The following is a 22,542-nucleotide window of genomic DNA, read 5'->3' on the forward strand; positions in this document are numbered from 1 at the left end:
ACAGCAAACAGACAGGAAAACTGCCCCAATGCGCGGATTTTTGCAATCCAAAGGCCGTCTGAAACAGTTTCAGACGGCCTTCAATCCATCAATCAACGGATAATACCGCGTGTGGATTGTGCAAAAAAGTCTTTAAATACTGCCAATTCGCTTTGGGTTTCGGCACGTTTCAGGATATCTGCTTTGGCTTCTTCAAATGGAATGCCGCGATGGTAAATGGTTTTATACGCATCTTTGACGGAGGCAATCTGTTCGGCAGTGAAACCGTTGCGGCGCATACCTTCGCTGTTGAGGCCGGCCGGTTCGGCGCGGTAACCTGCAGCCATAAAGTATGGCGGTACGTCTTTGTGTACGCCGGCGGCAAACGCGGTCATGGCGTAGTCGCCGATTTGGCAGAACTGGAACACCAGCGTGTAGCCGCCCAAGACAACGTAGTCGCCGATGGTAACGTGGCCTGCGAGTGAGGCGTTGTTGGCGAAGATGGTATGGTTGCCGACCACGCAGTCATGGGCGAGATGGCAGTAGGCCATAATCCAGTTGTCGTCGCCGATACGGGTTTCGCCGATACCGGTGACCGTACCGAGGTTAAACGTCGTAAATTCGCGGATGGTGTTGCCGTTGCCGATAATCAGCTTGGTCGGCTCGTCGCGGTATTTTTTGTCCTGCGGAATTTCGCCGAGGCTGGCAAATTGGAAAATGCGGTTGTTTTCACCGATGGTCGTATGGCCGTTGATGACGACGTGCGGGCCGATTTCGGTATTCGCACCGATTTGCACATTGGGGCCGATGATGCTGTATGGGCCGACTTTGACGCTGGAGTCGAGTTCGGCTTTAGGGTCGATGACGGCGGTCGGATGGATAAGGGTCATGCTGTCTCCTTGCTGTCTGATACAGGTATTGCCTGCAAGATGCCGTCTGAACTTTCAGACGGCCCGTCCCATTCTTACACCACGCGTTTGGCGCACATAATCACGGCTTCAACGGCAACTTGACCGTCGACTTTGGCAACGGCGTTGAATTTGCCGATACCGCGTTTGTTGGTCAACAGCTCGACTTCAAAAACCAGTTGGTCGCCAGGGATAACTTGGCGTTTGAAACGGGCGTCATCGATACCGGCGAAGAAGAAGAATTCGTTTTCTTTGCGGCCGCCTTCGCTGAGGATGGCCAGTGTGCCGCACGCTTGCGCCATGGCTTCGATAATCAACACGCCAGGCATCACGGGCAGGTCGGGAAAGTGGCCTTGGAACTGCGGCTCGTTCATGGTGACGTTTTTAATCGCAGTCAGGGTTTTCATCGGTTCGAACGCAGTAATGCGGTCGAGTTGCAAAAACGGATAACGGTGTGGGATAAGTTTTTGAATGTCTTTGGCTTCGATCGGGAGTTGTACGTCCATGATGTTCGTCTTTCCTTGTTTGTATTGGGTTTAAACGTATTCGGATGCGGGGCGCGGACTGTTTGCGCCGCCTTTAGGCTTCGTCGCTGTCGGCAAGCTGTTTTTCCAGCGTTTTGAGGCGTTTGTTCATTTCGCTCAAACGGTGGATATAAACGGCATTGCGCGCCCAGTCTTTGTAGCCCGACATCGGGAAAATACCGGCCAAATGCTGGCCGCTTTCGGTAATGCTGTGGGTAACGGATGTACCGCCGCCGATGGTGGTTTTATCGGCGATTTCGATGTGTCCGACCGTGCCGACGCCGCCGCCGATAATGCAATAATTGCCGATGGTGACGCTGCCGGAAATACCGGTTTTGGCGGCGATAACGGTGTGCGCACCGATTTTGCAGTTGTGGCCGATTTGGACTTGGTTGTCGATTTTGGTGCCGTTGCCGACGGTCGTGTCGCTCATTGCGCCACGGTCGATATTGGTGTTCGAACCGATTTCCACATCATCGCCCAGCGTGACTGCGCCGGTTTGCGGAATTTTAAACCATGAATCGCCGGCGAAGGCTAAGCCGAAACCGTCCGCGCCGATGACGGCGCCGCTGTGGATTTCGACACGGTTGCCCAAAGTGCAGCCGTAATAGATGACGGAGTTGGGATGCAACACGACTTCATCGCCCAACGTGCAATCGTGTTGAACAACGGCATTGGCCAAAATACGGCAGCCTTCGCCCAATACGGTATTCGCGCCGATATAGGCATTCGCGCCGATTTCGCAGCTTGCCGGCACTTTGGCACTGGCCTCGACAACGGCAGTCGGATGTACGCCACCCTGTGCTTTGACAATCGGCGAGAACAATCGTGCCACTTTGGCAAAATAAAGATAAGGGTCGGCAGCCACAATCAGGTTGCGGCCCGCAAATTCGTCCGCGGCTTTTGGCGACACAATCACTGCGCCTGCCTGACTGTCGTGCACTTCGGCTTTGTATTTCGGATTGGCCAAAAAGCTGATGTGTTCTGCCTGCGCCTGATCCAACGGACGGACGGCGGTAATGGCGATATCTTCGCCTTTCCATTCGCCGCCGAGTTGGGAAACGATTTGGGACAGGGTGTATGCTTGTGAAGTCATGATAATCTGCCGTCAAGATGTCAGGCCGTCTGAAAGATGCCGGTTTGGGTTTCAGACGGCCTTAGGTTTGTCTGTATGGTTACATTCGCTGCCGAGCAGGGTCAGTGTGCATTTAGGGCTTTGATAACGCTGTCGGTAATGTCGTAGCGGCCGTTGACGTAAATCACATCCTGCAAGATGAAGTCGTAACCTTCACGCTTGGCCAAATCGACGATGACGCGGTTGGCATTTTGCTGAAGCGCGGCGAATTCTTCATTGCGGCGCAAGTTGTAGTCTTCTGCCAACTCGGCCTGCTGCTTGCGGAATTTCTGTACCAGATTGCGCCATTTTTGGGTTTCCGCTTCCTTTTGGCTGTCGTTGAGCTTGTCGCCGCTCAGTTTTCGCTCCAAAGCCTCGCCTTCCTGTTGCAACTTTTGCAAGGCGGTTTGACGGCTTTTGAACTCTTTTTCCAAAGTCATCTGAATGTTTTGCGCCTGCTTGGATTCCTGATAAACGCGCTCGGTATTGATAAAACCGATTTTCTGCACGCCATCCGCCGCCGCTTGCGGCAACAGCACGAAACCCGGCAGGGCTACGGCGAGGACACGGAGGGTGTCGGCTATTTTACTCATAATAAAAATCCTTGCTTGAAAACAAACAGGCGGTTTGCAATAAGCTTGCCGCCAATCTGCCATGAGGCCGTCTGAAACGGACAAACCCGGTTTCAGACGGCCTAAACATCATCAGAATGTCGTACCGAGTTGGAATTGGAAGCGTTGGATTTCGTCGCCTTCTTTTTTCTTAATCGGATAAGCATAACTGAACTTCATCGGACCCAGCGGAGAGAGCCAAGTCACGGCAGCACCGGCAGAGTAACGCAATTCGTTTTTGAATGTCGATTTGTGCGTAGTGCCTACGCCATACACGTTTTGGAACGCGCCATTGGTGTAATAAGAATTGCTGCTGCTGTCATTGTAGGTTTTGTCGTCCCACACGCTGCCTGCATCGGCAAACAGGCTCAGACGGACAGTACGCGAGTCTTTAATACCCGGCATCGGGAAGAGCAACTCTGCGGAAACGTTGGCTTTTTTGTTACCGCCGTAGCTGATTTTTTCTCCGTATTCGTCATAGACTTTCGGGCCCAGCGTACCGCTTTCAAAGCCGCGGACAGAACCTAAGCCGCCGCCGTAGAAGTTTTCAAAGAACGGCATGGTTTTGGTTTTGCCGTAGCCGTTGCCATAACCGACTTCGCCACCCAGCATCAATGTGAAATCTTTGCTCAACGGGAAGAACCAAGTTTGGTTGTGGGTCAGAGTGTAGTATTGCAGGTCGCTGCCCGGCAAGGCGATTTCGCCGTTTACGCCGGTCAGGTAACCGCGGGTCGGCCACAAGGCATTGTCGGTTTTGTTGCGGCCCCAGCCGATGGTACCTTTGTACAACCAGCCTTTGAAGCTACCCACGCCGCTACCGTCGCCCTTACCGTATTGATTGATAAAGTCGGCATAGCGTTTAGGCGCGCCTTTGTAGGTGTTCACGGTCAAACGCTCTGCGGCCAAACCGAAGTTCACACGGTCATATTCGGTAACCGGAATACCGATACGCAAACCGCCGCCGAAAGTTGTGGTTTTATATTGTTTCGCGCTGGAAGAAGCTTTACGCGGGTCGTAAGTCTTACCATAAAGGTCGTAGCCCAAGCTTACGCCGTCAGGTGTGAAGTATGGGTCGGTAAACGACAATGAGCCGTTTACTGTGGTTTTACTGCGGGAAGCGCGCAGGGCAACGGATTTACCCGTACCGAACAGGTTGTCTTGAGCCACACCGGCAGACATTACCAAACCGGTATCCTGAACCCAACCTGCGCTCAAGTCGAGCGAGCCGGTAGAACGTTCGGTCAGGCTCATGTTCAGGTCAACTTGGTCGGGCGTATTGGCCACAGGAACCGCATCAAATTGAACGTTGTCGAAGTAGCCCAACAACTCAACGCGCTCTTTAGAACGTTGCAGTTTGGCAGAGTCGTAAGGCGCTGATTCCATTTGGCGCAACTCGCGGCGGATGACTTCGTCACGGGTTTTGTTGTTGCCGGTAATGTTGATTTCGTTTACATAGATTTTGCGGCCCGGTTGAACGGTCAGCACAAAATCAACAGTATGCGTTTCGGCATTTGGAATCGGTTGGACATTGATTTCGCTGAATGCGTAACCTGCCTGACCCATGCGGTTTTGGATGGCTTCGAGCGAATTGGACATTTGCGCGCGCTCGTACCATTTGCCCGGCTTCATGGTCAGCAGTTTTTCCAAATCTTCTTTCGGCACTTCCAGCGTATCGCCTTCGATGCGTACATTGCCCCAACGGAAGCGGTCGCCTTCGCTGACGGTTACTTTAATGGTTTGCTTGGTTTTGTCTTCGTTGGTTTGGATATCGGTATCCAAAATACGGAAGTTGAAGTAGCCGTTGTTTTGGTAGTAATTGGTAATTTTTTCCATGTCCTGAGCAAATTTTTGCTCATTGAACTGGTTGCTCTTGGTAATCCAAGTCCACATGCCGCCTTCGCTCAGGGACATTTGTTTCAGCAGGCGGCGGTCGGAATAAACTTCGTTGCCTTCAAAGGAAATATCGGTAATCTTGGTAGATTTGCCCTCTTCGATGGCGATATCAATAGATACGCGGTTACGGGCGAGTTTGGTTACAGTCGGAGTGATTTGGACAGACTGTTTGCCTCGGCTCAAATACTCTTCTTTCAAACCGGCAACGGCTTGGTTCAGCGTTGCTTGGTTGAAGTATTGGGATTGCGCCAAACCGAAGGCTTCAAGGTTTTTCTTGATGGCATCGTTTTGCAGCATTTTCGCGCCGGTAATATTGAGCGAGCTGATGGTCGGACGCTCAATCACGGTCAGCAGGACTTGATTGTCCATGGTTTCGACGCGTACGTCGTCAAAGAAACCGGTTGCATAGAGTTTTTTGATGATTTCTTCACTGCGTGCATCATTGAAATTATCACCGACTTTAACGGGCAGGTAGTTGAAGACGGTACTCGGCTCGGTGCGTTGCAGGCCTTCGACGCGGATGTCCTGAATGGTAAAGTCAGCCAATGCCATTGGCGACAGGCTCAATACCATTAAAGCGGAAGCAATCTGGTTCAGTTTCATAAATTATCCAAACAAACGGTTGATGTCATTAAAGAAAGCCACAGCCATCATCAAAAGCATGGCTGCCAGTCCGAAGCGCAGGCCGACTGCCTGTATGCGCTCGCTCAAAGGCTTTCCGCGTATCCATTCGGCGGTATAGAAAACCAAATGTCCGCCGTCTAAAACGGGTATGGGCAAAAGGTTCAACACGCCTAAGCTGATGCTGACCAAGGCCAGAAATTCGAGGTAGCTCTGCAATCCGAGTTTGGCGGACTGTCCGGCGACATCGGCAATGGTCAGGGGACCGGAAATATGGTTCAAAGAGGCATTGCCTGTAACCAGTTTTCCGAAAAATTTGAGGGTCGTCCACGAATAGTTGACGGTTTTGTTCCAACCCAATTCAAAGGCTTGGGCAACGGAAGGCGTATAACGGTAGCGGATGGTTTTATCCCACTCTTTATCCGCCTGAGCGGCAAGCCCTGCTCTACCCACCAGCACGCCTGCCGACTGCTCGACGCTGTCCGGTCGGATAGCGGTCGCCAGTATTTTGCCGTCGCGCTCGTAAGTCAGCTCGATTCGTTTACCGGGGCTGGCGCGGAAGAGTTCCGTCCATGCCTGCCAGCTCTCGATGGGCTTCCCATCGGCGGTCAGCAGTTTGTCGTTTTCCTTCAAACCTGCTTTTTCGGCCGGACTATTGGCCAAGACTTTGCCGATGCGGTTAGTAATTCTAAAAGGCAAAAGGCCGATGTTGCCTTGGCTTTTCGCAACTTTACCTGCTTCAGGCGTGCCGGCGGCATCAATTATGCGGATGGCTTGGGTATTTGAGGCCGTCTGAACAGCAACTTTTACAGGGCCGGCTTCAAGGTTCAGCACCATCTCGGTTTGCGCATCACTCCAGTCTTTTACGGAGATTCCGTTGACCGATACAATCTTATCGCCTGCCTGAAAACCTGCTTTGGCGGCAATACTGCTAGGCTCAACCATGCCGACATAGGGGCGCAACTCAGTTACGCCGAAGGAAAAGCTCAAACCATAAAGCAAAACGGCCAAAATCAAATTGGTCAAAGGGCCGGCGGCGACAATGGCGATGCGCTTGGCCGGATGCTGCTTGTCAAAGGCGTACGGCAAATCTGCCTCTGCCACCTCTCCTTCGCGCGTATCGACCATTTTAACGTAACCGCCCAGCGGAATCGGGGCAAGACACCACTCGGTATCGCCGCGTTTTCGGGTGAAAAAGGGCTTACCAAAGCCGACGGAAAAGCGCACGACTTTAACGCCGCACCAGTGGGCAACAATATAGTGTCCGAACTCATGCAGGCTGACCAAAATCAGAATGGCGACGATAAAGGCTAAAAAGGTTTGCAAAAAAATCCCCCTGAGTGGAATGTGATAATCAACGGATAAGGCCGTCTGAAAACCGATTATAAAGGCAGTTGTTCCATTTTGTCTGCCTAAATGCCAAGCGGTTGACGTTTCAGACGGCCTGTCATTGAAGCTTTATTGTTTGCCGATAAAGGCTTCTGCCTGTCTACGTGTTTGCGCGTCTTGCGCCAGCAGGCCTTCGATATCGTGACGGCCGTCTGAAAAATTTTGGGCAAGGCAGTGGGCAACGACTTTGGCAATATCGGTAAACTTGATGCGTTTATCTAAAAAAGCGGCCACGGCAACTTCGTTGGCGGCGTTCAGCACGCAAGGCGCGGCGCCGCCTGCATTCATGGCCTGATAGGCAAGTTTCAGGCATGGAAAACGGTCAAAGTCAGGTTTTTGGAAGGTCAATGCGGACAATGCGCCGAAATCCAGCTCGCCCACGCCAGAGTCGATACGTTCGGGCAGGCCCAAGCAATAAGCAATCGGCGTACGCATATCGGGATTACCCAACTGCGCCAATACCGAACCATCGCGATAACGCACCATGCTGTGTATCACGGATTGTGGATGGATGACGACTTCCAGTTTTTCCGGCGGACAGTTAAACAACCAATGCGCCTCAATCAACTCCAAGCCCTTATTCATCATTGATGCGGAATCGACGGAAATCTTGCGGCCCATGCTCCAATTCGGATGCTTGACCGCCTGTTCGGGCGTAATGCTGTCAAATGTACTTAAATCAGTGTTAAGGAAAGGACCGCCCGATGCAGTCAGGATAATCGAATTGATACCGTGCTCATTTAGACGGCCTGTGTAATCCCTTGGCAATACTTGGAAGATGGCATTGTGTTCACTGTCAATCGGCAAGACGGTAGCGCCGTTTTGACGGGCGGTTTCCATAAACAATGCACCGGAAACCACCAGTGTTTCTTTGTTTGCCAGATAAATGGTTTTGCCTTTTTTAGCGGCGGCCAAAGCCGACGGCAAGCCGGCCGCGCCGACAATGGCACACATTACGCCGCTGACTTCATCGGCAGAGGCGACATCAATCAGGGCTTGAGAACCATATAAAACCTGCGTACTGATGCCTTCTTGCTTGAGTTTCTTTTCCAGCTCGGCCGCATGGCCGGCATCGCCGATAACGGCATATTCCGGACGGAACTGTTTGCATTGCGCCGCCAGCTTGTCCACCTGCCTATGCCCTGCCAGCGCGAACACGCGGAATTTTTCGGGATGGCGGGAAACAACGTCTAAAGTGCTTTCGCCTATGCTGCCGGTACTGCCTAATATGGTCAGAACTTGTTGTGTCATGGTGTGTTCTTTGTGTGCTGTGCAAACGGTATTCATTGTGTTTGAAATAGATTTCTTTGCCGTTTCCAATTTTCAGACGGCCTTTTACCTCCCGGCTAAACAGGCCGTCTGAAAGAATTACTCAATGCCGTATTCGATGGTAACAACCAGTCGGACTTGTTTGCCGACGGTACTTTTATCGTAAGAACCGCCGTATTCGTCATCCTCGCTGCTGCCGGTGTCGGCATAGATGTTGAACGATCCTTGCGAAGCAGAACGCATGGCGCCCACTTTGCCACCGCCGGTTTTGGCAAATTCGGCCGCGCGTTTCTGCGCATCCTCAGTCGCCTGCGTAATCAAATCGCGTTTGATGGTTTCCAAATTGCCCAGCAAATATTGCGGATTGTCGAAGCGGATAAATTCGTTTTGCGCACGGAAATTCAAAATGGCGCGCTGGGCGGCTTGGATTTTGTCCAGTTTTTTGGTGTTGACCACAATATTGAGGTCGCCGTCGTAGCCGTTGGGCGTGCGGGTTACGTTGCCCAGTTCGTCTCGGGTTTCATTGAAAACGCGCGACACTTCGGGCAGGCCCACTTTCATTTCAGCCGCCGCAAAGCCTTGCTCACCCAAAAACTTAGACAGCTTCTTGCGTCTTGCCGTCAGCAAATCCAAAACTTCCTGATAGCTCTCGCCGTGCGCATTTACGCCCGTATTCCACGTCGCGCTGTCGGATTGGAAGTTTTTCTCCGCCAAACCTTTTACGGTAATCGTCCCCGGCTGACGCAGATTCTTAAACTGCACACCCAAAATAAACGCCGCAGCCATCAATCCCAGTGCCAACAATACGCCCAAGATTGATAAAGATGAAATCTGTTTTTGTTCGGACATAATCAGCTTCCTCAACCACGTCAGACAGGCGGTTTAAAACAAATATACAAAGGCGGCATAAATGCTGATAACGGCAATCAGGCTGTCCACACGGTCGAACACGCCGCCGTGTCCCGGCAACAGATTACTGCTGTCTTTGATACCAGCCGCACGTTTGAGCCAGCTTTCCAGCAAATCGCCGCACACGCTGACAATGGTCAGAATCAAGCCGATCAAAATAGTTTTTAACCAACCGGCTTCAAAAGCCAGCCAACCGGCTTTCCATACGATGGTCATGTACACGGCAACGCATAATGCGCCGCCGATCGCACCTTCCCAGCTTTTACCCGGGCTGATGGTCGGCGCAATTTTGCGCTTGCCAAACGACTTGCCGCAGAAATACGCGCCAATATCGGCCACCCAAACCAAACCCATAATTGCCAATAAAGACAGCGCGTCTTCAGGCTGAGGGCGCAGGTAAACCAGTGCGAACCAAAACGGCATCACCAACAACCAACCGACCGTGTAAGCCTGCCAGCCGCCGTTCAACTTCCATTTCGCCTTCAGCCACCAAGGCATGACAATCAGCCAAAACGCCAATACGACATACCAAACCAAATCAGGCAACTGCCAACCGCCGGCATAGGCAATCACGCCAAACACCAGCGTTGAAGCCAAATAATGATTGATTTTCAGCTTGTCCAAGCCGCTCATGCGGGCATATTCCCACAAAGTCAGCATGGCAATCAGGCCGCAAAACGCCGCCCACAGCCACATAGGTGCATAAAATAGCATACCCAGCATCAGCGGCAAGAGCCACAGCGCCGTCAAAATCCGTTGTTTCAACATAGTTCTCAACCCCGTTGCTGCTCAACCGGCAGCTGTTCGGAAGTCCGCCCGAAGCGGCGCTCCCGTTTTTGGAACGAAGCAATCGCCTCGTTCAGCGATTTCTCATTAAAATCAGGCCACAGCGTATCCGTAAAATACAATTCCGCGTACGCCATCTGCCACAGCAGGAAATTACTGATGCGCGTCTCGCCGCCGGTGCGGATAAACAAATCCGGCTCGGGTGCATCGCCCAACATCAAATAACGCGACAACGCCTCTTCCGTAATCTCAGTTGCACCCTCGGCAATCAACTGATTTGCCGCCTGCAAAATATCCCAGCGGCCGCCATAATCGGCGGCAATGCTCAAAGTCAAACCGGTATTGTTTGCCGTCAACGCCTCTGCCGCCTCAATCCCCTTCAGGATTTCAGCATTAAACCGCTCACGGCTGCCGATGACTCTCAAGCGCATATTGTTATCGTGCAAACGGCGCACCTGCTTTTGCAAAGCCTGCAAAAACAGCCCCATCAGAAAAGAAACCTCTTCCTCGGGGCGTCGCCAGTTTTCAGTCGAAAAAGCAAACACGGTCAAATACCGCACACCCAGTTCAGCACAATGCTTCACCATGTTCTCCAGCGCATCCAAGCCGCGCTTATGCCCCATCACACGGGGAAGAAAACGCTTCTTTGCCCAACGTCCGTTGCCGTCCATAATCACAGCAATATGTCGGGGGATGGCAGAGTGTTCCAAAATCGTCTGCGTACTGCTTTTCATGTCTGCCTTTCAGGGAGCAAACCGTCCAAAGGCCGTCTGAACGGTTTGCACACAGAATTAAATCGCCATCAAATCTTCTTCTTTGGCAGCCAAGAGCTTGTCTGCCTCAGCAATGTATTTGTCGGTCAACTTCTGAACCGCTTCCTCGCCACGACGTGCTTCATCTTCAGAAATCTCTTTGTCTTTCAACAGTTTTTTGATGTGGTCGTTTGCATCACGGCGTACATTGCGGATAGACACACGGCCTTCTTCTGCCTCACCGCGTACCACTTTAATCAAATCTTTACGGCGTTCCTCAGTCAACATAGGCATAGGGACACGGATCAAATCGCCGACAGAAGCAGGGTTCAGGCCCAAGTTGGAATCACGGATCGCTTTCTCGACTTTTGCAGCCATATTGCTCTCGAACGGTTTCACACCAATCGTACGCGCATCCAAAAGCGTTACGTTTGCCACTTGGCTCACAGGCACCATGCTGCCCCAGTATTCCACTTCCACTTGGTCAAGCAGGCCGGTATGCGCACGGCCGGTACGCACCTTAGCCAAGTTTTCTTTCAACACTTCCAGAGAACGCTGCATTTTGCCTTCAGCTGTCTTTTGAATATCATTAATCATCTTATACTTTCAATTTCATAGGAATAAAACAGGATTAACCGAGAATAGTACCGTTAAACCGCCCTCACGACAAGGCTTTACGCCCCAACAGCCTTGTTTTCTAATCGATATTTAACATCAAACAAAATAAAGGCCGTCTGAAAATCTTTCAGACAGCCTTTCCCTTATTCAAATCCTACTCTCTATTCCGCTCATTCCAAAAGTAACGCCATACGAAGCATGGGAAGGCAAAAATCAGGTAGAGGCAGACAACGGTCGCGTAAAACTCCCAGTCTTGGGCATGTACGGCTCCGGCGCGTGATTCAAGGATATAGGCGAGAATCGCGGTAAGTAGGAAGCCTGCCAGCAATTCGATCAAGTGATGGCCGATGTGTTTGCGTTTCAGGGTGATGATGCCGAAGAATTTGGTGGTAATAAATGGTGCGTTGGCAAAGATAAGTGCCAACAGCAAAAGAATGTACATGGATGCGGTCATGATGGTCTTTCTATTTTCAGACGGCCTGTGTGTGATTTTAACATGTTAAATGGGCATTCTTGCCCATCATTATCCGTGGAATATTCAATATCTTGATGATACCTGCTAGATGATTGTTCAAAGGATTGAGGCCGTCTGAACTTTGGGTATATTTCACCCGAATGCGAATCCTAACAAAAACGGCGACTTTGGAACAGCCGCCGTTGGTTTTGTTTGAAGCTTACAGGGTATTTATCAATGCTTTGGCACACCAGTCGATAACGGTTTGCGGCATGATACCCCACAGGAGCAGCAAGAAGGCATTGACCGTCAGAACAAATTTAGCGGCATAGTTACTGCCGACCGGCTGGTCATGGTCAGGCGCATCGAAGTAGATGACTTTGACCACGCGCAGGTAGTAGAACGCACCAATCAGCGACATGATGACGGCAAATACGGACAACCAAACATGGCCTTGTTTCAAGAGTGCCATAATTACGCCGAATTTGGCGTAAAAACCCATCAGCGGTGGAATACCCGCCATGGAGAACATAGACAGCAACATCAGGAAGGCAAACCATGCATGGCGTTGGTTAAGGCCTGCGAGGTCTTTGATGTTTTCACATTCAATGTCTTTGGTGGACAATACCATCAAAACGCCGAAGCTGACTGCCGCCATCAAAGCATAGGTAATGGCGTAATACAAACCTGCAGTAAAGCCGACTGCGCCTGCCATAAACGCCAACAGGATAAAACCCATGTGCGATACGGTAGAATAGGCAAGCATACGTTTGATATTGGTTTGCATGATGGCGGCAAGGTTACCGACCACCAAAGAAGCAACGGCAAGGATGGCCAACATCGGCGCCCAGTCTGAATGTATGGTACCCATACCGGTAACAAGGATACGGAACGCAAAGACGACAGCGGCAATTTTCGGAGCCGTACCCACAAAGGCGGTAACAGAGGTTGGCGCGCCATCGTACACATCGGGTACCCACATATGGAATGGCACCGCACCCAATTTAAATGCAATGGCGACCACAATAAACACCATACCCAATTTCAACAACCATTCATTGGCCTGCTCATTGAAAGCAGAAGCCAAGACGGAAGCAAAATCAAGAGAACCGGTGGCGCCATAAACCATGGAAATACCATAAAGCAGCAAGCCGGAGGCCAACGCGCCCAATACGAAGTATTTCAGTGCGGCCTCGGCAGAGCGGCCGGAATCGCGGCGCAGGGCAATCATGGCGTACAGCGACAAAGACAACAATTCCAAACCGATATACGCAGTCAGGAAATGTGCCGAGCTGACCATGACGCTCATACCCAACAGGGCAAACAATGACAGGGTGTAAAACTCGCCTTTAAAGATTTGGCGGTCTTCGTTGTACGGTTTACTGTAAATAAACAGACCAAACGTCAGTGCATACAGCACCAGTTTTGCCAAACGGGACATGCCGTCTGCAATATACATACCGTGAAAGGCATCGACACTGCCCTGCTCCCATACCGCCAATTGGGTGATGGTCACGATGATGACCGTTCCCAAACTCATCAGATGGGTCAGATAGCGGTTTTTATCGCAAATCCACAAGTCTGCCAGCAATACGACACCCAATAGCGCAAGCAGCACGATTTCGGGCATGGCGGGCATTAAATTCAAATCAGACCAGTTCATTTACACACCTCAAATCTTGCTTTGTGCCACATGGGCAATCAAATCGTTTGCCGCTTGATGCACCACTTCGATAAACGCTTGCGGATACAGACCCATGCCCAATACAGCAACCGCCAAAATTGCCAAAATCGCAAATTCGCGGCAATTGATGTCTTTCATTTCGGCAACGTGCGGATTGTGGATCGCACCAAAAATAACGCGTTTGTACATCCACAGGGTATAAGACGCACCGTAAATCAGAGTCATAGCAGCCAACGCACCTACCCAGAAATTCACTTTAACCGCGCCCATAATCACCATAAACTCGCCCACGAAGCCGGAAGTCGCAGGCAGACCGGCATTAGCCATACCGAACAACATCATAAACGCCGCAAACTTAGGCATCACATTGACCACGCCGCCATAGTCGGCAATATTGCGAGTATGCAGGCGGTCGTACATCACACCGATACACATAAACATCGCGGCAGACACAAAACCGTGGGAAATCATTTGAATGATTGCACCTTTCAATGCCCAGTCATTCAATTGGCCGTTCACAAACAGGAACATACCCAAAGTGACAAAACCCATATGGCTGATGGAAGAGTACGCCACCAGTTTTTTCATATCGGTTTGCACCAAAGCCACCATACCGATGTAAATCACGGCAATCAGGCTCAATACGATGATCACGGGGGCAAAATAGCGTGCCGCATCCGGCATAATCGGCAGGATAAAGCGCAAGAAACCATATGCACCCAGTTTCAGCGTAATTGCCGCCAATACCATCGAACCGCCGGTCGGCGCTTCAACGTGGGCATCCGGCAACCAAGTGTGCACAGGGAACATCGGCACTTTTACAGCGAATGACAGGAAGAACGCCACAAACAAAAGCTGTTGTACGCCCAATGGAATCTGTTTGATGTTTTGGAAATCAACAATAGAGAAGCTGCCTGTCTGATAGTACAGGTAAACCATGGCAACCAGCATCAAGAGCGAACCCATCAGCGTATAGAGGAACAGCTTGACCGACGCATAGACGCGGCGCGGGCCGCCCCATACACCGATAATCAGGTACAGCGGAATCAGCATACCCTCGAAGAACACATAAAACAGAATCGCATCCTGCGCGGCAAACGCACCATTAATCAAACCCGACATGATCAGGAATGCCGCCATATACTGCGCCGGACGTTTCTGAATGACTTCCCAACCGGCCAATACCACCAACAGCGTAATAAACGCATTCAAGATGATAAAGAGCACTGAAATACCGTCTACACCCAACTGGTAGTTGATTTTCAGAAGCGGAATCCACTCGTGGAACTCGGTAAACTGATAGCCGCCACTCAAACGGTCAAAACCGGTAAACAGGGGCAGCGTTACCAAGAAACCGGCAAGCGCACCCATGAAGGCAAGCACACGCGCCAGCGGCGCACGGCTGTCTTTACCGGTCGCCAAAACCAGCACACCTGCGGCGATGGGTATCCATATTGCCAAGCTGAGTAGGTAGTTGGAAAACATAGTGGTTAACCTGTGGTTAAAATAAAAAATATAGTTGTATGGGTTGGTTTTCAGACACCATTTCAGGAGGCCGTCTGAAAAAGATTGTGTATTTTGTATATGGCAAAATCAAGAAAAACGTATATCTACCGTTATTCTTTTATTCCATAACCGCCTAAAACCTTCTTTTCAGACGGCCTCTTCCATATTTTTCTTGTCAAAACCATTATCCGAAGATTTTGACTACGCTCCGTCGGTACGGTTGGTGTCCATCTCAAGTTTAATGAACGCATCAATCATGCTGCGCCAAACTGCTTCTGCTACTTCGGGCGACAAACCCGCCTTTTCGGCATAAGCGCGGCGAGAGGCAATCACTTGAGCCACCCGTTCGGGCGCGGAAACCGCCTGCACATCGTTTTTAGGTTTCAGACGACCAGCCTGCCGTACCAATTTCTGCCGGCGGGCGAGTAATTCGATTAATCCCTTATCCAAACCATCGATGGCTTCACGGACTTCGTCCAGGGTTTGCGGTAATTTGTCTTCAATCATTGTTGCTCAAATTTTCTTTTTCAGACGGCCCTATACACAAACTATAAACAGGCCGTCTGAAATCCTGCTTTTATCGGAACAATCCCCAGAAGGTCATGCCGAGCAGTACCAATACGCCGAATACCATAGCGGCGGCATAGGTATAGATGAAGCCGGTTTGGACTTTGCGTACCTGCGCGGCAATCGCGCCGACCAGTTTGGCAGAGCCGTTGACGATACCGTTGTCGATAATAGCGGTATCGCCGACTTTCCAGAAGAAAGTACCCAATGCGCGCGTGCCTTTGGCGAAAACATTGAAATACAGGGCGTCGAGGTAGTATTTGTTTTCAAACAAAACGTAAATCGGACGGAACGCCTGTGCAATTTTCGCAGGCAGGTGCGGCAGTTTGACGTACAAGAGCCATGCGCTCAACACGCCTGCGATAGCAAGGTAGAGTACAGGCGAATGCAGGCTGTGCGACACCATTGCCAATGCGCCGTGGAACTCTTCCTTCATGATGTGCATGGTTGGATGCGCGTCGGTATTGACGAAAATCACGTCTTTGAAGAAATCGCCGTAAAGCATAGGCTCGATGGCAACATAGCCGATGATGACGGACGGAATGGCAAGCAGAATCAGCGGCAGGGTAACGACCAGCGGGCTTTCGTGCGGATTGTCGTTTTTGCCCAAGCCGTGATGTTCTTCGCCATGATGATCGTCATAATGCTCAGGCAGGCTGCGCCATTTCTCTTCGCCGTGGAACACCATAAAGTATTGGCGGAACGCGTAAAACGCGGTAACGAACACGCTGGCGAGGACGGCAAAATAAGCAAAGCCGCTGCCCGGCAGGGTGCTGTATTTCGCCGCTTCGATAATCGAATCTTTGGAGTAGAAGCCGGAGAAGAACGGCGTACCGATCAGCGACAAGTTACCGACCAGCATGGTCAGCCAAGTAATCGGCATGTATTTTTTCAGATTGCCCATGTGGCGCATGTCTTGGTCGTGGTGCATACCGATAATGGCGCTACCCGCCGCCAAGAACAGCAAGGCCTTAAAGAAGGCGTGGGTCATGACGTGGAACATCGCCACAGAATAGGCGGACGCGCCCAGAGCCACGGTCATATAACCCAGTTGCGACAGGGTGGAATACGCAACCACGCGCTTGATGTCGTTTTGAATTACGCCCAAGAAACCCATAAACAGGGCGGTAATCGCGCCAATCACCATAATCACCGACAGCGCAGTGCTGCTCATTTCGTAAATCGGCGACATGCGCGACACCATGAACAGACCCGCCGTAACCATCGTAGCGGCGTGAATCAATGCAGAAATCGGTGTCGGGCCTTCCATCGAATCAGGCAGCCAAACGTGCAGCGGGAACTGCGCCGATTTACCCATCGCACCCACAAACAGGAGCAAACAGGTTACAGTAATCAAAGACCATTCCACACCGGGGAACAGTTGGATAGTGGCCGTCTGAACATTAGGCAGATAAGCGAATACATCTTGATAGCGCAGGCTGCCGCCGAAATAGGCAAGCACCAAGCCGATACCGAGCAAAAAACCGAAGTCGCCGACACGGTTGATCAAAAAGGCTTTCAGGTTGGCAAATGTTGCGCTCGGACGTTTGAAATAGAAACCGATCAAGAGATACGACACCAAGCCCACAGCCTCCCAGCCGAAGAAGAGCTGGATGAAATTGTTGCTCATAATCAGCATCAACATGCTGAAAGTAAACAAAGAAATATAGCTGAAGAAGCGTTGGTAGCCGACTTTTTCATCGTGCATATAGCCGATGGTATAGATATGCACCATCAACGACACGCCGGTGACCACGACCATCATCATCGCCGTCATCGTATCGACCAAGAAGCCGACGGAGAAATCCAAGCCGCCCATTGTCAGCCAGGTATAAACGTTCTCGTCAAACTTGGTACGGCTGCCATTGAGGAATCCCCACAGCACATAAGCCGACAGCAAGGCGGACACCGCCACACCGAGTATTGTTACGGTATGCGCGCTGGCACGTCCGATTTTATTGCCGAACAAACCTGCAATCAGCGAGCCTGCCAAAGGCACAAGGGCAATTACCAAATATAAAGTCATGTCGTTCATGATTACCCTTTCAACTCATCCAAATCGGCAACGTTGATTGTTTTTCTGTTACGGTACACCAGCACCATAATCGCCAAACCGATGGCGGATTCAGCAGCGGCAACGGTCAATACGAAGAATACGAAAATCTGTCCGGCAGTATCGCCCAAATATTGGGAGAAAGCGATAAAGTTGAAGTTCACCGCCAAGAGCATCAGCTCGATGGACATCAGCAATACCAGCACGTTTTTGCGGTTCATAAAGATACCCATTGCGCTGATACCGAACAGGAGCGCACCCAATACCAGATAATGTGTCAAGGTAATCATGCTTTGCCCTCCCCTTCCGGCTTGAGGCCGTCTGAAACTTCGCTTTCTTCGGCAGATTCGACTTGCGGTTTGACCGCTTCCATTTTCACCAGACGCATACGGCCTTGATCGGCGCGTACTTTGACTTGGTCTGCAGGATCCATACGTTTCGGATTGAAAGTTTTGCGGTGAACCAGTGCAATCGCGGCTACCATACCCAACAGCAGCAATACCGCCGCCAACTCAAACGGCAACAGGTAGTCAGTATAAATACGGCTGCCCAAATCGCGGATATTGTTGTAATCGGCCGGAATGTCTTTCATCAGACCAAATGCGGCTAGGTCGGTTTTCGGGTTGACCAAAATCAGGATCAGGGCAACCGCCAACAATGTGCCGACCACACCGGCAACAGGCGCATGACGCCAGAAACCGGCGCGCATGGCTTCGATGTCGATGTTCAACATCATCACGACGAACAGGAACAACACCATCACGGCGCCGACGTAAACCACCACCAGCGTTACGCCCAAGAATTCGGCCTGCATCAGCATCCAAATCATCGCGCTCACGCAGAAGGTCAGCACCAAATGCAAAGCGGCGTGCACAGGGTTTTTAGCGGTAACGGTACGAACCGCACCGTACAAAACGATGGCGGCAAGGATATAGAACAGAATCGCGGAAAAAGTCATTCGTCTGCTCCTTAACGATACGGCGCGTCAGCGGCTTTGCGTTTGGCGATTTCGGGTTCGTATTTGTCGCCAATGGCCAAAAGAATCGGCTTGGTCATGTGCAAGTCGCCCTTTTTCTCGCCGTGGTATTCAAAAATATGGGTTTCCACAATCGCATCGGTCGGGCAGGCCTCTTCGCAGAAACCGCAGAAGATGCACTTGGTCAGGTCGATGTCGTAACGCTTGGTGCGGCGGGTGCCGTCTTCGCGTTCTTCCGATTCAATGTTAATCGCCATTGCCGGACAAACTGCCTCGCACAATTTACACGCAATACAGCGCTCTTCGCCGTTCGGATAACGGCGTTGCGCGTGCAGGCCGCGGAAACGCACGGATTGCGGCGTTTTCTCTTCGGGGAAATAAATTGTGTCTTTGCGGGCAAAAAAGTTTTTGAGCGTTACGCCCAAGCCTTTTACCAATTCGCCAAGCAGAAAGGTTTTTACTAAGTTAGCCATATTATGTTCCCTCAAAACAGGGATTTCGTTAGGTATTCAAAATCGCTTTGTTCAGACGGCCTCAAGATGCCGTCTGAAACTTATTTCCACAAATTCAGCGGTGAAATCATCCACACGCCCAAAATCACGATGTAGGCGAAGCCGATCGGAATCAGCACTTTCCAGCCCAAACGCATGATTTGGTCGTAACGGTAGCGTGGGAAGGTTGCACGGATCCACAGATACCAGTACAGCACCGCCGCCATTTTCACGAACATCCAAAATGCAGAAGGCGTACCGATAAAGCCCCAGCTTTGCGGGAACGGAGACAACCAGCCGCCGAGGAACATCAGCGATGTCAACGCGGCAATCAGAATCATGAAAATGTATTCGGCAAGGAAGAACAGCGCGAATGCGAAGCCGGAGTATTCAACGTGGTGACCGGCAACGATTTCGGACTCGCCCTCTGCTACGTCAAACGGTGCGCGGTTGGTTTCGGCAACGGCGGAAATCAGATAGACGATGAAGATAGGGAAAAGCGGCAGCCAGTTCCAAGAGAATACCGAACCGCCGGCAATACCTTTGGCTTGTGCGGCAACGATGTCGGAGAAGTTCATGCTGCCCGACACCATCACGACGCACACCAGCGCGGCACTCATGGCAATCTCGTAGGAAATGCTTTGCGCGGAAGCACGCATTGCGCCCAAGAACGAATATTTGGAGTTGGAAGCCCAGCCCGCGATGATCACGCCGTAAACCGACAGCGAGGTAATCATCAGGATGTACAAAAGGCCGATATTGATGTTGGTCAGCACCCATTCTTCGTTGAACGGAATCACTGCCCATGCCGCAAAAGACGGAGCAAGCGACATAATCGGGCCGATGTAGAATAAGGCTTTGTTTGACAGCTTCGGACGGGTTACCTCTTTAAACAAGAGTTTGAACACGTCGGCAAACGGCTGAATTAGACCCCACGGGCCGGTCACGTTCGGGCCGACGCGAAGCTGCATAAAGCCGATGACTTTACGTTCGAAATACGTCAGGTAGGCAACGGTCAGAATCAGCGGAATCAGGATAATCACAATTTTGACGATGACGGATACCACCAAACCTACGGTGATACCCAAATCGCCCAGACCGAGCGTTGCGGCAAAGAGGTTTTGGAACCATTCTTGCATGATCAAGCTCCCGCCAGTTCAATAGTGTCCATCAACGCACCCAGCGCGGCATTTTCGGTATGCAGCGGCAGATGCACCACGTTTTCAGGCAAACCGGCATCGGCTTTGACAGCAACCGATACGCTTGCGCCGTTTTGTTTGGCGACAGCGGTTTGTCCGTCTTGCAGGCCCAAGCGTGCCAAAGTGTTTGGATTTACACGCGCAGCAGGCACGGCGGCATGGCTGGTTTCTTGCAACGGTGCGGAACGGCGTACGATAGAATCAGTGTGATAAATACCGACGCCGCCGACACGGACGAGGCGGTCTGAGGCCGTCTGAATGCCCTCCTCTGTCCATGTGCTGCGGTTGTCCAGTTTGGACGGCAGACTTTCTACATCCAGCGCATCTTTCAGAATCGCAGCGGTATCGTGGTATTCAAAACCTTTCAGGTCAAACAGGTTGCCCAATACGCGCAACACTTTCCACATCGGACGCGAATCGCCGAAGCCTTGTACCACGCCGTGGAAAGATTGCAGACGGCCTTCCATATTGATGAAGCTGCCTGATGTTTCGGTAAACGGCGCAATCGGCAACAATACGTCGCACACGTCCAGCAGCGTTTCGCTGACAAACGGTGTAAACGCCATCACGCTTTTCGCCTGTTTCAACGCGGCTACGGCTTTTGCGCCGTCCGCCGTATCGATTTCAGGCTCGACGTTGAGCAACAAGACTGCCTGTTTCGGCGCGTTTGCCATTTCGGTAACGCTCTCACCGGAGTTTACATTCAAAACATCCGCACCAACGCTGTTGGCGGCTTGCGGCAAAATGCCCAGCACTGCGCCGGTCGCGTCTGCCAGCTCTTGCGCGGCGGCATAAATGGCGGCGTAATCAGGATGGTTTTGCACTTCCGCGCCCAAAATCACCGCTGCTTTTTCAGCGTTTTTCAGGCTGGCGGTAACGGCGTGTTCCGCATTAACAGACAGGTTTTTCAGACGGCCTGCCCACTCGTCGGGATGTGCGGCTTCTTGAGACAGAAGCGGCATAAACAATTCTTCTTTACTGCTGGACAATACGCTCAAGGCCATACGGTCTTTGGCGGCGCGGCGCAGGCGGGCGGTCAGGAGCGGCTGTTCTTTGCGCAAGTTCGCGCCGACTACCAATACGGCATCGTTGTCAGCCAAAGATTCAATGCTTTGTCCCAACCATTGCGCACCTTTAAGGCCGTCTGAAAGACGTTTGTCTTGTTGGCGCAAACGGGTGGCAAAGTTTTTAACACCCAAGCCGTCGGCAAGTTTTTTGGCCAGATACAGCTCTTCAACCGTATTCATCGGGTTCGCCCAAATGCCGACTTGGTTTTGGTTGCCGTCTTTGGCGATACATTCAATCGCGCTGCGGACATATTCCAGTGCGGTTTTCCAATCTACGTCCATCCACTCGCCGCCCTGTTTGATTTTCGGGTTTTTCAGACGGCTTTCGTGATACAGGCCTTCGTAGGCGAAACGGTCGCGGTCGGACAGCCAGCATTCGTTGATGGCTTCGTTTTCCAGCGGCAACACACGGCGGACGGTATGGTCTTTGGTTTGCACAATCAGGTTGCTGCCCAAAGCATCATGGGCAGAAACGGATTTGCGGCGGTTCAATTCCCAAGTACGCGCGTTGAAGCGGAACGGTTTGCTGGTCAATGCGCCGACAGGACACAAATCGATGACGTTGCCTGACAATTCGGTTTCCACTGCTTTGCCGATAAAAGGCATGATCTCGGAGTGTTCACCGCGGTTGGCCATGGCGATTTCTTGCACGCCGGCGATTTCTTCAGTGAAACGGACGCAACGGGTACAGTGGATACAACGGCTCATTTCCTCGGCGGAAACCAAAGGACCCATATCCTTGCCGACGACGGAACGTTTTTCTTCGGTATAACGGCTGGTGGTTTTGCCGTAGCCCATCGCCAAATCCTGCAACTGGCATTCGCCACCTTGGTCACAGGTCGGACAATCAAGCGGATGGTTGATGAGCAGGAACTCCATCACGCCTTCTTGCGCCTCTCGGGCTTTTGCCGAATGCGTACGCACAATCATGCCGTCTGTAACCGGCGTGGCACAGGCGGGCAGGGGTTTGGGGGCTTTTTCCACGTCCACCAAACACATACGGCAGTTGGCAGCGATGGAAAGTTTTTTGTGGTAACAGAAATGCGGGATATAAGTACCGAGCTTGTGCGCGGCTTCAATTACCGTCGCGCCCTGCTCCACAGATACCTGTTTGCCGTCGATTTCGATTTGTAACATGGTTCGTTCCTAGTTACGGGTATTTAATAAATAAT

At 51.5% G+C, this 22,542-nt stretch carries 21 protein-coding genes; all 21 read right to left on the reverse strand.

The genetic code is table 11. The features are described from left to right. Positions 1 to 92: 92 nt before the first annotated feature. The 21 genes from lpxA to nuoG all read right to left on the reverse strand — a co-directional run bounded on the left by lpxA (position 93) and on the right by nuoG (position 22,507). Positions 93 to 869, reverse strand: coding sequence for an acyl-ACP--UDP-N-acetylglucosamine O-acyltransferase (gene lpxA / locus DBY95_RS07220; protein WP_107723875.1), 777 nt, complete (start codon positions 867 to 869; stop codon positions 93 to 95). A gap of 74 nt (positions 870 to 943) precedes the next feature. Continuing rightward, entirely contained in the window at positions 944 to 1,393 is a 450-nt protein-coding gene (gene fabZ, locus DBY95_RS07225; protein ID WP_003681704.1) for a 3-hydroxyacyl-ACP dehydratase FabZ, read from the reverse strand. Positions 1,394 to 1,466: 73 nt separating this feature from the next. Continuing rightward, positions 1,467 to 2,507 (reverse strand): UDP-3-O-(3-hydroxymyristoyl)glucosamine N-acyltransferase, encoded by a 1,041-nt coding sequence (lpxD, locus tag DBY95_RS07230; RefSeq protein ID WP_107723876.1) that lies wholly within the window; start codon positions 2,505 to 2,507, stop codon positions 1,467 to 1,469. A 101-nt stretch (positions 2,508 to 2,608) separates the two neighbouring features. Then, the gene (locus DBY95_RS07235; protein WP_107723877.1) at positions 2,609 to 3,118 is read right to left on the reverse strand and encodes an OmpH family outer membrane protein; all 510 of its coding nucleotides are present in this window, start codon (positions 3,116 to 3,118) and stop codon (positions 2,609 to 2,611) included. A gap of 111 nt (positions 3,119 to 3,229) precedes the next feature. Then, on the reverse strand, positions 3,230 to 5,632 hold the full coding sequence (gene bamA, locus DBY95_RS07240) for an outer membrane protein assembly factor BamA (protein WP_107723878.1): 2,403 nt from the start codon (positions 5,630 to 5,632) through the stop codon (positions 3,230 to 3,232). Positions 5,633 to 5,635: 3 nt separating this feature from the next. Beyond that, positions 5,636 to 6,976, reverse strand: coding sequence for an RIP metalloprotease RseP (gene rseP / locus DBY95_RS07245; protein ID WP_107723879.1), 1,341 nt, complete (start codon positions 6,974 to 6,976; stop codon positions 5,636 to 5,638). A 132-nt stretch (positions 6,977 to 7,108) separates the two neighbouring features. After that, entirely contained in the window at positions 7,109 to 8,290 is a 1,182-nt protein-coding gene (gene ispC / locus DBY95_RS07250; protein WP_107723960.1) for a 1-deoxy-D-xylulose-5-phosphate reductoisomerase, read from the reverse strand. A 117-nt stretch (positions 8,291 to 8,407) separates the two neighbouring features. Then, positions 8,408 to 9,157 (reverse strand): SIMPL domain-containing protein, encoded by a 750-nt coding sequence (locus tag DBY95_RS07255; protein WP_003686550.1) that lies wholly within the window; start codon positions 9,155 to 9,157, stop codon positions 8,408 to 8,410. Between the two features lie 33 nt (positions 9,158 to 9,190). Next, positions 9,191 to 9,985 (reverse strand): phosphatidate cytidylyltransferase, encoded by a 795-nt coding sequence (locus tag DBY95_RS07260; protein WP_107723880.1) that lies wholly within the window; start codon positions 9,983 to 9,985, stop codon positions 9,191 to 9,193. A 5-nt stretch (positions 9,986 to 9,990) separates the two neighbouring features. Beyond that, the gene (locus DBY95_RS07265; protein WP_107723881.1) at positions 9,991 to 10,737 is read right to left on the reverse strand and encodes an isoprenyl transferase; all 747 of its coding nucleotides are present in this window, start codon (positions 10,735 to 10,737) and stop codon (positions 9,991 to 9,993) included. Between the two features lie 57 nt (positions 10,738 to 10,794). After that, a complete protein-coding gene (gene frr / locus DBY95_RS07270; RefSeq protein ID WP_063068560.1) occupies positions 10,795 to 11,352 on the reverse strand; it encodes a ribosome recycling factor in 558 nt (185 codons plus the stop codon). 175 nt (positions 11,353 to 11,527) lie between these two features. Beyond that, entirely contained in the window at positions 11,528 to 11,827 is a 300-nt protein-coding gene (locus tag DBY95_RS07275; RefSeq protein ID WP_107723882.1) for a DUF2818 family protein, read from the reverse strand. Positions 11,828 to 12,047: 220 nt separating this feature from the next. Beyond that, entirely contained in the window at positions 12,048 to 13,490 is a 1,443-nt protein-coding gene (gene nuoN / locus DBY95_RS07280) for an NADH-quinone oxidoreductase subunit NuoN (RefSeq protein WP_107723883.1), read from the reverse strand. Positions 13,491 to 13,499: 9 nt separating this feature from the next. Continuing rightward, positions 13,500 to 14,996, reverse strand: a complete 1,497-nt coding sequence (locus DBY95_RS07285; RefSeq protein ID WP_107723884.1) for an NADH-quinone oxidoreductase subunit M — start codon at positions 14,994 to 14,996, stop codon at positions 13,500 to 13,502. Positions 14,997 to 15,218: 222 nt separating this feature from the next. Further along, on the reverse strand, positions 15,219 to 15,524 hold the full coding sequence (locus DBY95_RS07290) for a chorismate mutase (RefSeq protein WP_003747884.1): 306 nt from the start codon (positions 15,522 to 15,524) through the stop codon (positions 15,219 to 15,221). A 70-nt stretch (positions 15,525 to 15,594) separates the two neighbouring features. Next, positions 15,595 to 17,619, reverse strand: a complete 2,025-nt coding sequence (nuoL, locus tag DBY95_RS07295) for an NADH-quinone oxidoreductase subunit L (protein ID WP_107723885.1) — start codon at positions 17,617 to 17,619, stop codon at positions 15,595 to 15,597. A gap of 2 nt (positions 17,620 to 17,621) precedes the next feature. Next, on the reverse strand, positions 17,622 to 17,927 hold the full coding sequence (nuoK, locus tag DBY95_RS07300) for an NADH-quinone oxidoreductase subunit NuoK (RefSeq protein ID WP_003747881.1): 306 nt from the start codon (positions 17,925 to 17,927) through the stop codon (positions 17,622 to 17,624). Continuing rightward, positions 17,924 to 18,595, reverse strand: coding sequence for an NADH-quinone oxidoreductase subunit J (locus tag DBY95_RS07305; protein ID WP_003747879.1), 672 nt, complete (start codon positions 18,593 to 18,595; stop codon positions 17,924 to 17,926). The genes nuoK and DBY95_RS07305 overlap by 4 nt, the downstream gene beginning before the upstream one ends. 11 nt (positions 18,596 to 18,606) lie before the next feature. After that, a complete protein-coding gene (gene nuoI, locus DBY95_RS07310) occupies positions 18,607 to 19,086 on the reverse strand; it encodes an NADH-quinone oxidoreductase subunit NuoI (RefSeq protein ID WP_070837200.1) in 480 nt (159 codons plus the stop codon). A gap of 80 nt (positions 19,087 to 19,166) precedes the next feature. Continuing rightward, entirely contained in the window at positions 19,167 to 20,243 is a 1,077-nt protein-coding gene (gene nuoH / locus DBY95_RS07315; RefSeq protein ID WP_002216340.1) for an NADH-quinone oxidoreductase subunit NuoH, read from the reverse strand. Between the two features lie 2 nt (positions 20,244 to 20,245). After that, a complete protein-coding gene (gene nuoG / locus DBY95_RS07320) occupies positions 20,246 to 22,507 on the reverse strand; it encodes an NADH-quinone oxidoreductase subunit NuoG (protein WP_107723886.1) in 2,262 nt (753 codons plus the stop codon). Positions 22,508 to 22,542 lie beyond the last annotated feature (35 nt).

Origin of the sequence: Neisseria subflava (genome assembly GCF_003044935.1) — a bacterium.
GTDB classification, from domain to species: domain Bacteria; phylum Pseudomonadota; class Gammaproteobacteria; order Burkholderiales; family Neisseriaceae; genus Neisseria; species Neisseria subflava_E.

Coding starts and splice junctions, on each gene's coding strand:
- bamA (WP_107723878.1), bottom strand. CDS start 5,632: ATGAAACTGAACCAGATTGCTTCCGCTTTAATGGTATTGAGCCTGTCG.
- nuoI (WP_070837200.1), bottom strand. CDS start 19,086: ATGGCTAACTTAGTAAAAACCTTTCTGCTTGGCGAATTGGTAAAAGGC.
- nuoG (WP_107723886.1), bottom strand. CDS start 22,507: ATGTTACAAATCGAAATCGACGGCAAACAGGTATCTGTGGAGCAGGGC.
- DBY95_RS07305 (WP_003747879.1), bottom strand. CDS start 18,595: ATGACTTTTTCCGCGATTCTGTTCTATATCCTTGCCGCCATCGTTTTG.
- lpxD (WP_107723876.1), bottom strand. CDS start 2,507: ATGACTTCACAAGCATACACCCTGTCCCAAATCGTTTCCCAACTCGGC.
- DBY95_RS07265 (WP_107723881.1), bottom strand. CDS start 10,737: ATGAAAAGCAGTACGCAGACGATTTTGGAACACTCTGCCATCCCCCGA.
- ispC (WP_107723960.1), bottom strand. CDS start 8,290: ATGACACAACAAGTTCTGACCATATTAGGCAGTACCGGCAGCATAGGC.
- frr (WP_063068560.1), bottom strand. CDS start 11,352: ATGATTAATGATATTCAAAAGACAGCTGAAGGCAAAATGCAGCGTTCT.
- DBY95_RS07290 (WP_003747884.1), bottom strand. CDS start 15,524: ATGATTGAAGACAAATTACCGCAAACCCTGGACGAAGTCCGTGAAGCC.
- DBY95_RS07285 (WP_107723884.1), bottom strand. CDS start 14,996: ATGTTTTCCAACTACCTACTCAGCTTGGCAATATGGATACCCATCGCC.
- nuoK (WP_003747881.1), bottom strand. CDS start 17,927: ATGATTACCTTGACACATTATCTGGTATTGGGTGCGCTCCTGTTCGGT.
- nuoN (WP_107723883.1), bottom strand. CDS start 13,490: ATGAACTGGTCTGATTTGAATTTAATGCCCGCCATGCCCGAAATCGTG.
- DBY95_RS07235 (WP_107723877.1), bottom strand. CDS start 3,118: ATGAGTAAAATAGCCGACACCCTCCGTGTCCTCGCCGTAGCCCTGCCG.
- nuoL (WP_107723885.1), bottom strand. CDS start 17,619: ATGAACGACATGACTTTATATTTGGTAATTGCCCTTGTGCCTTTGGCA.
- DBY95_RS07255 (WP_003686550.1), bottom strand. CDS start 9,157: ATGTCCGAACAAAAACAGATTTCATCTTTATCAATCTTGGGCGTATTG.
- lpxA (WP_107723875.1), bottom strand. CDS start 869: ATGACCCTTATCCATCCGACCGCCGTCATCGACCCTAAAGCCGAACTC.
- nuoH (WP_002216340.1), bottom strand. CDS start 20,243: ATGCAAGAATGGTTCCAAAACCTCTTTGCCGCAACGCTCGGTCTGGGC.
- fabZ (WP_003681704.1), bottom strand. CDS start 1,393: ATGGACGTACAACTCCCGATCGAAGCCAAAGACATTCAAAAACTTATC.
- DBY95_RS07275 (WP_107723882.1), bottom strand. CDS start 11,827: ATGACCGCATCCATGTACATTCTTTTGCTGTTGGCACTTATCTTTGCC.
- DBY95_RS07260 (WP_107723880.1), bottom strand. CDS start 9,985: ATGTTGAAACAACGGATTTTGACGGCGCTGTGGCTCTTGCCGCTGATG.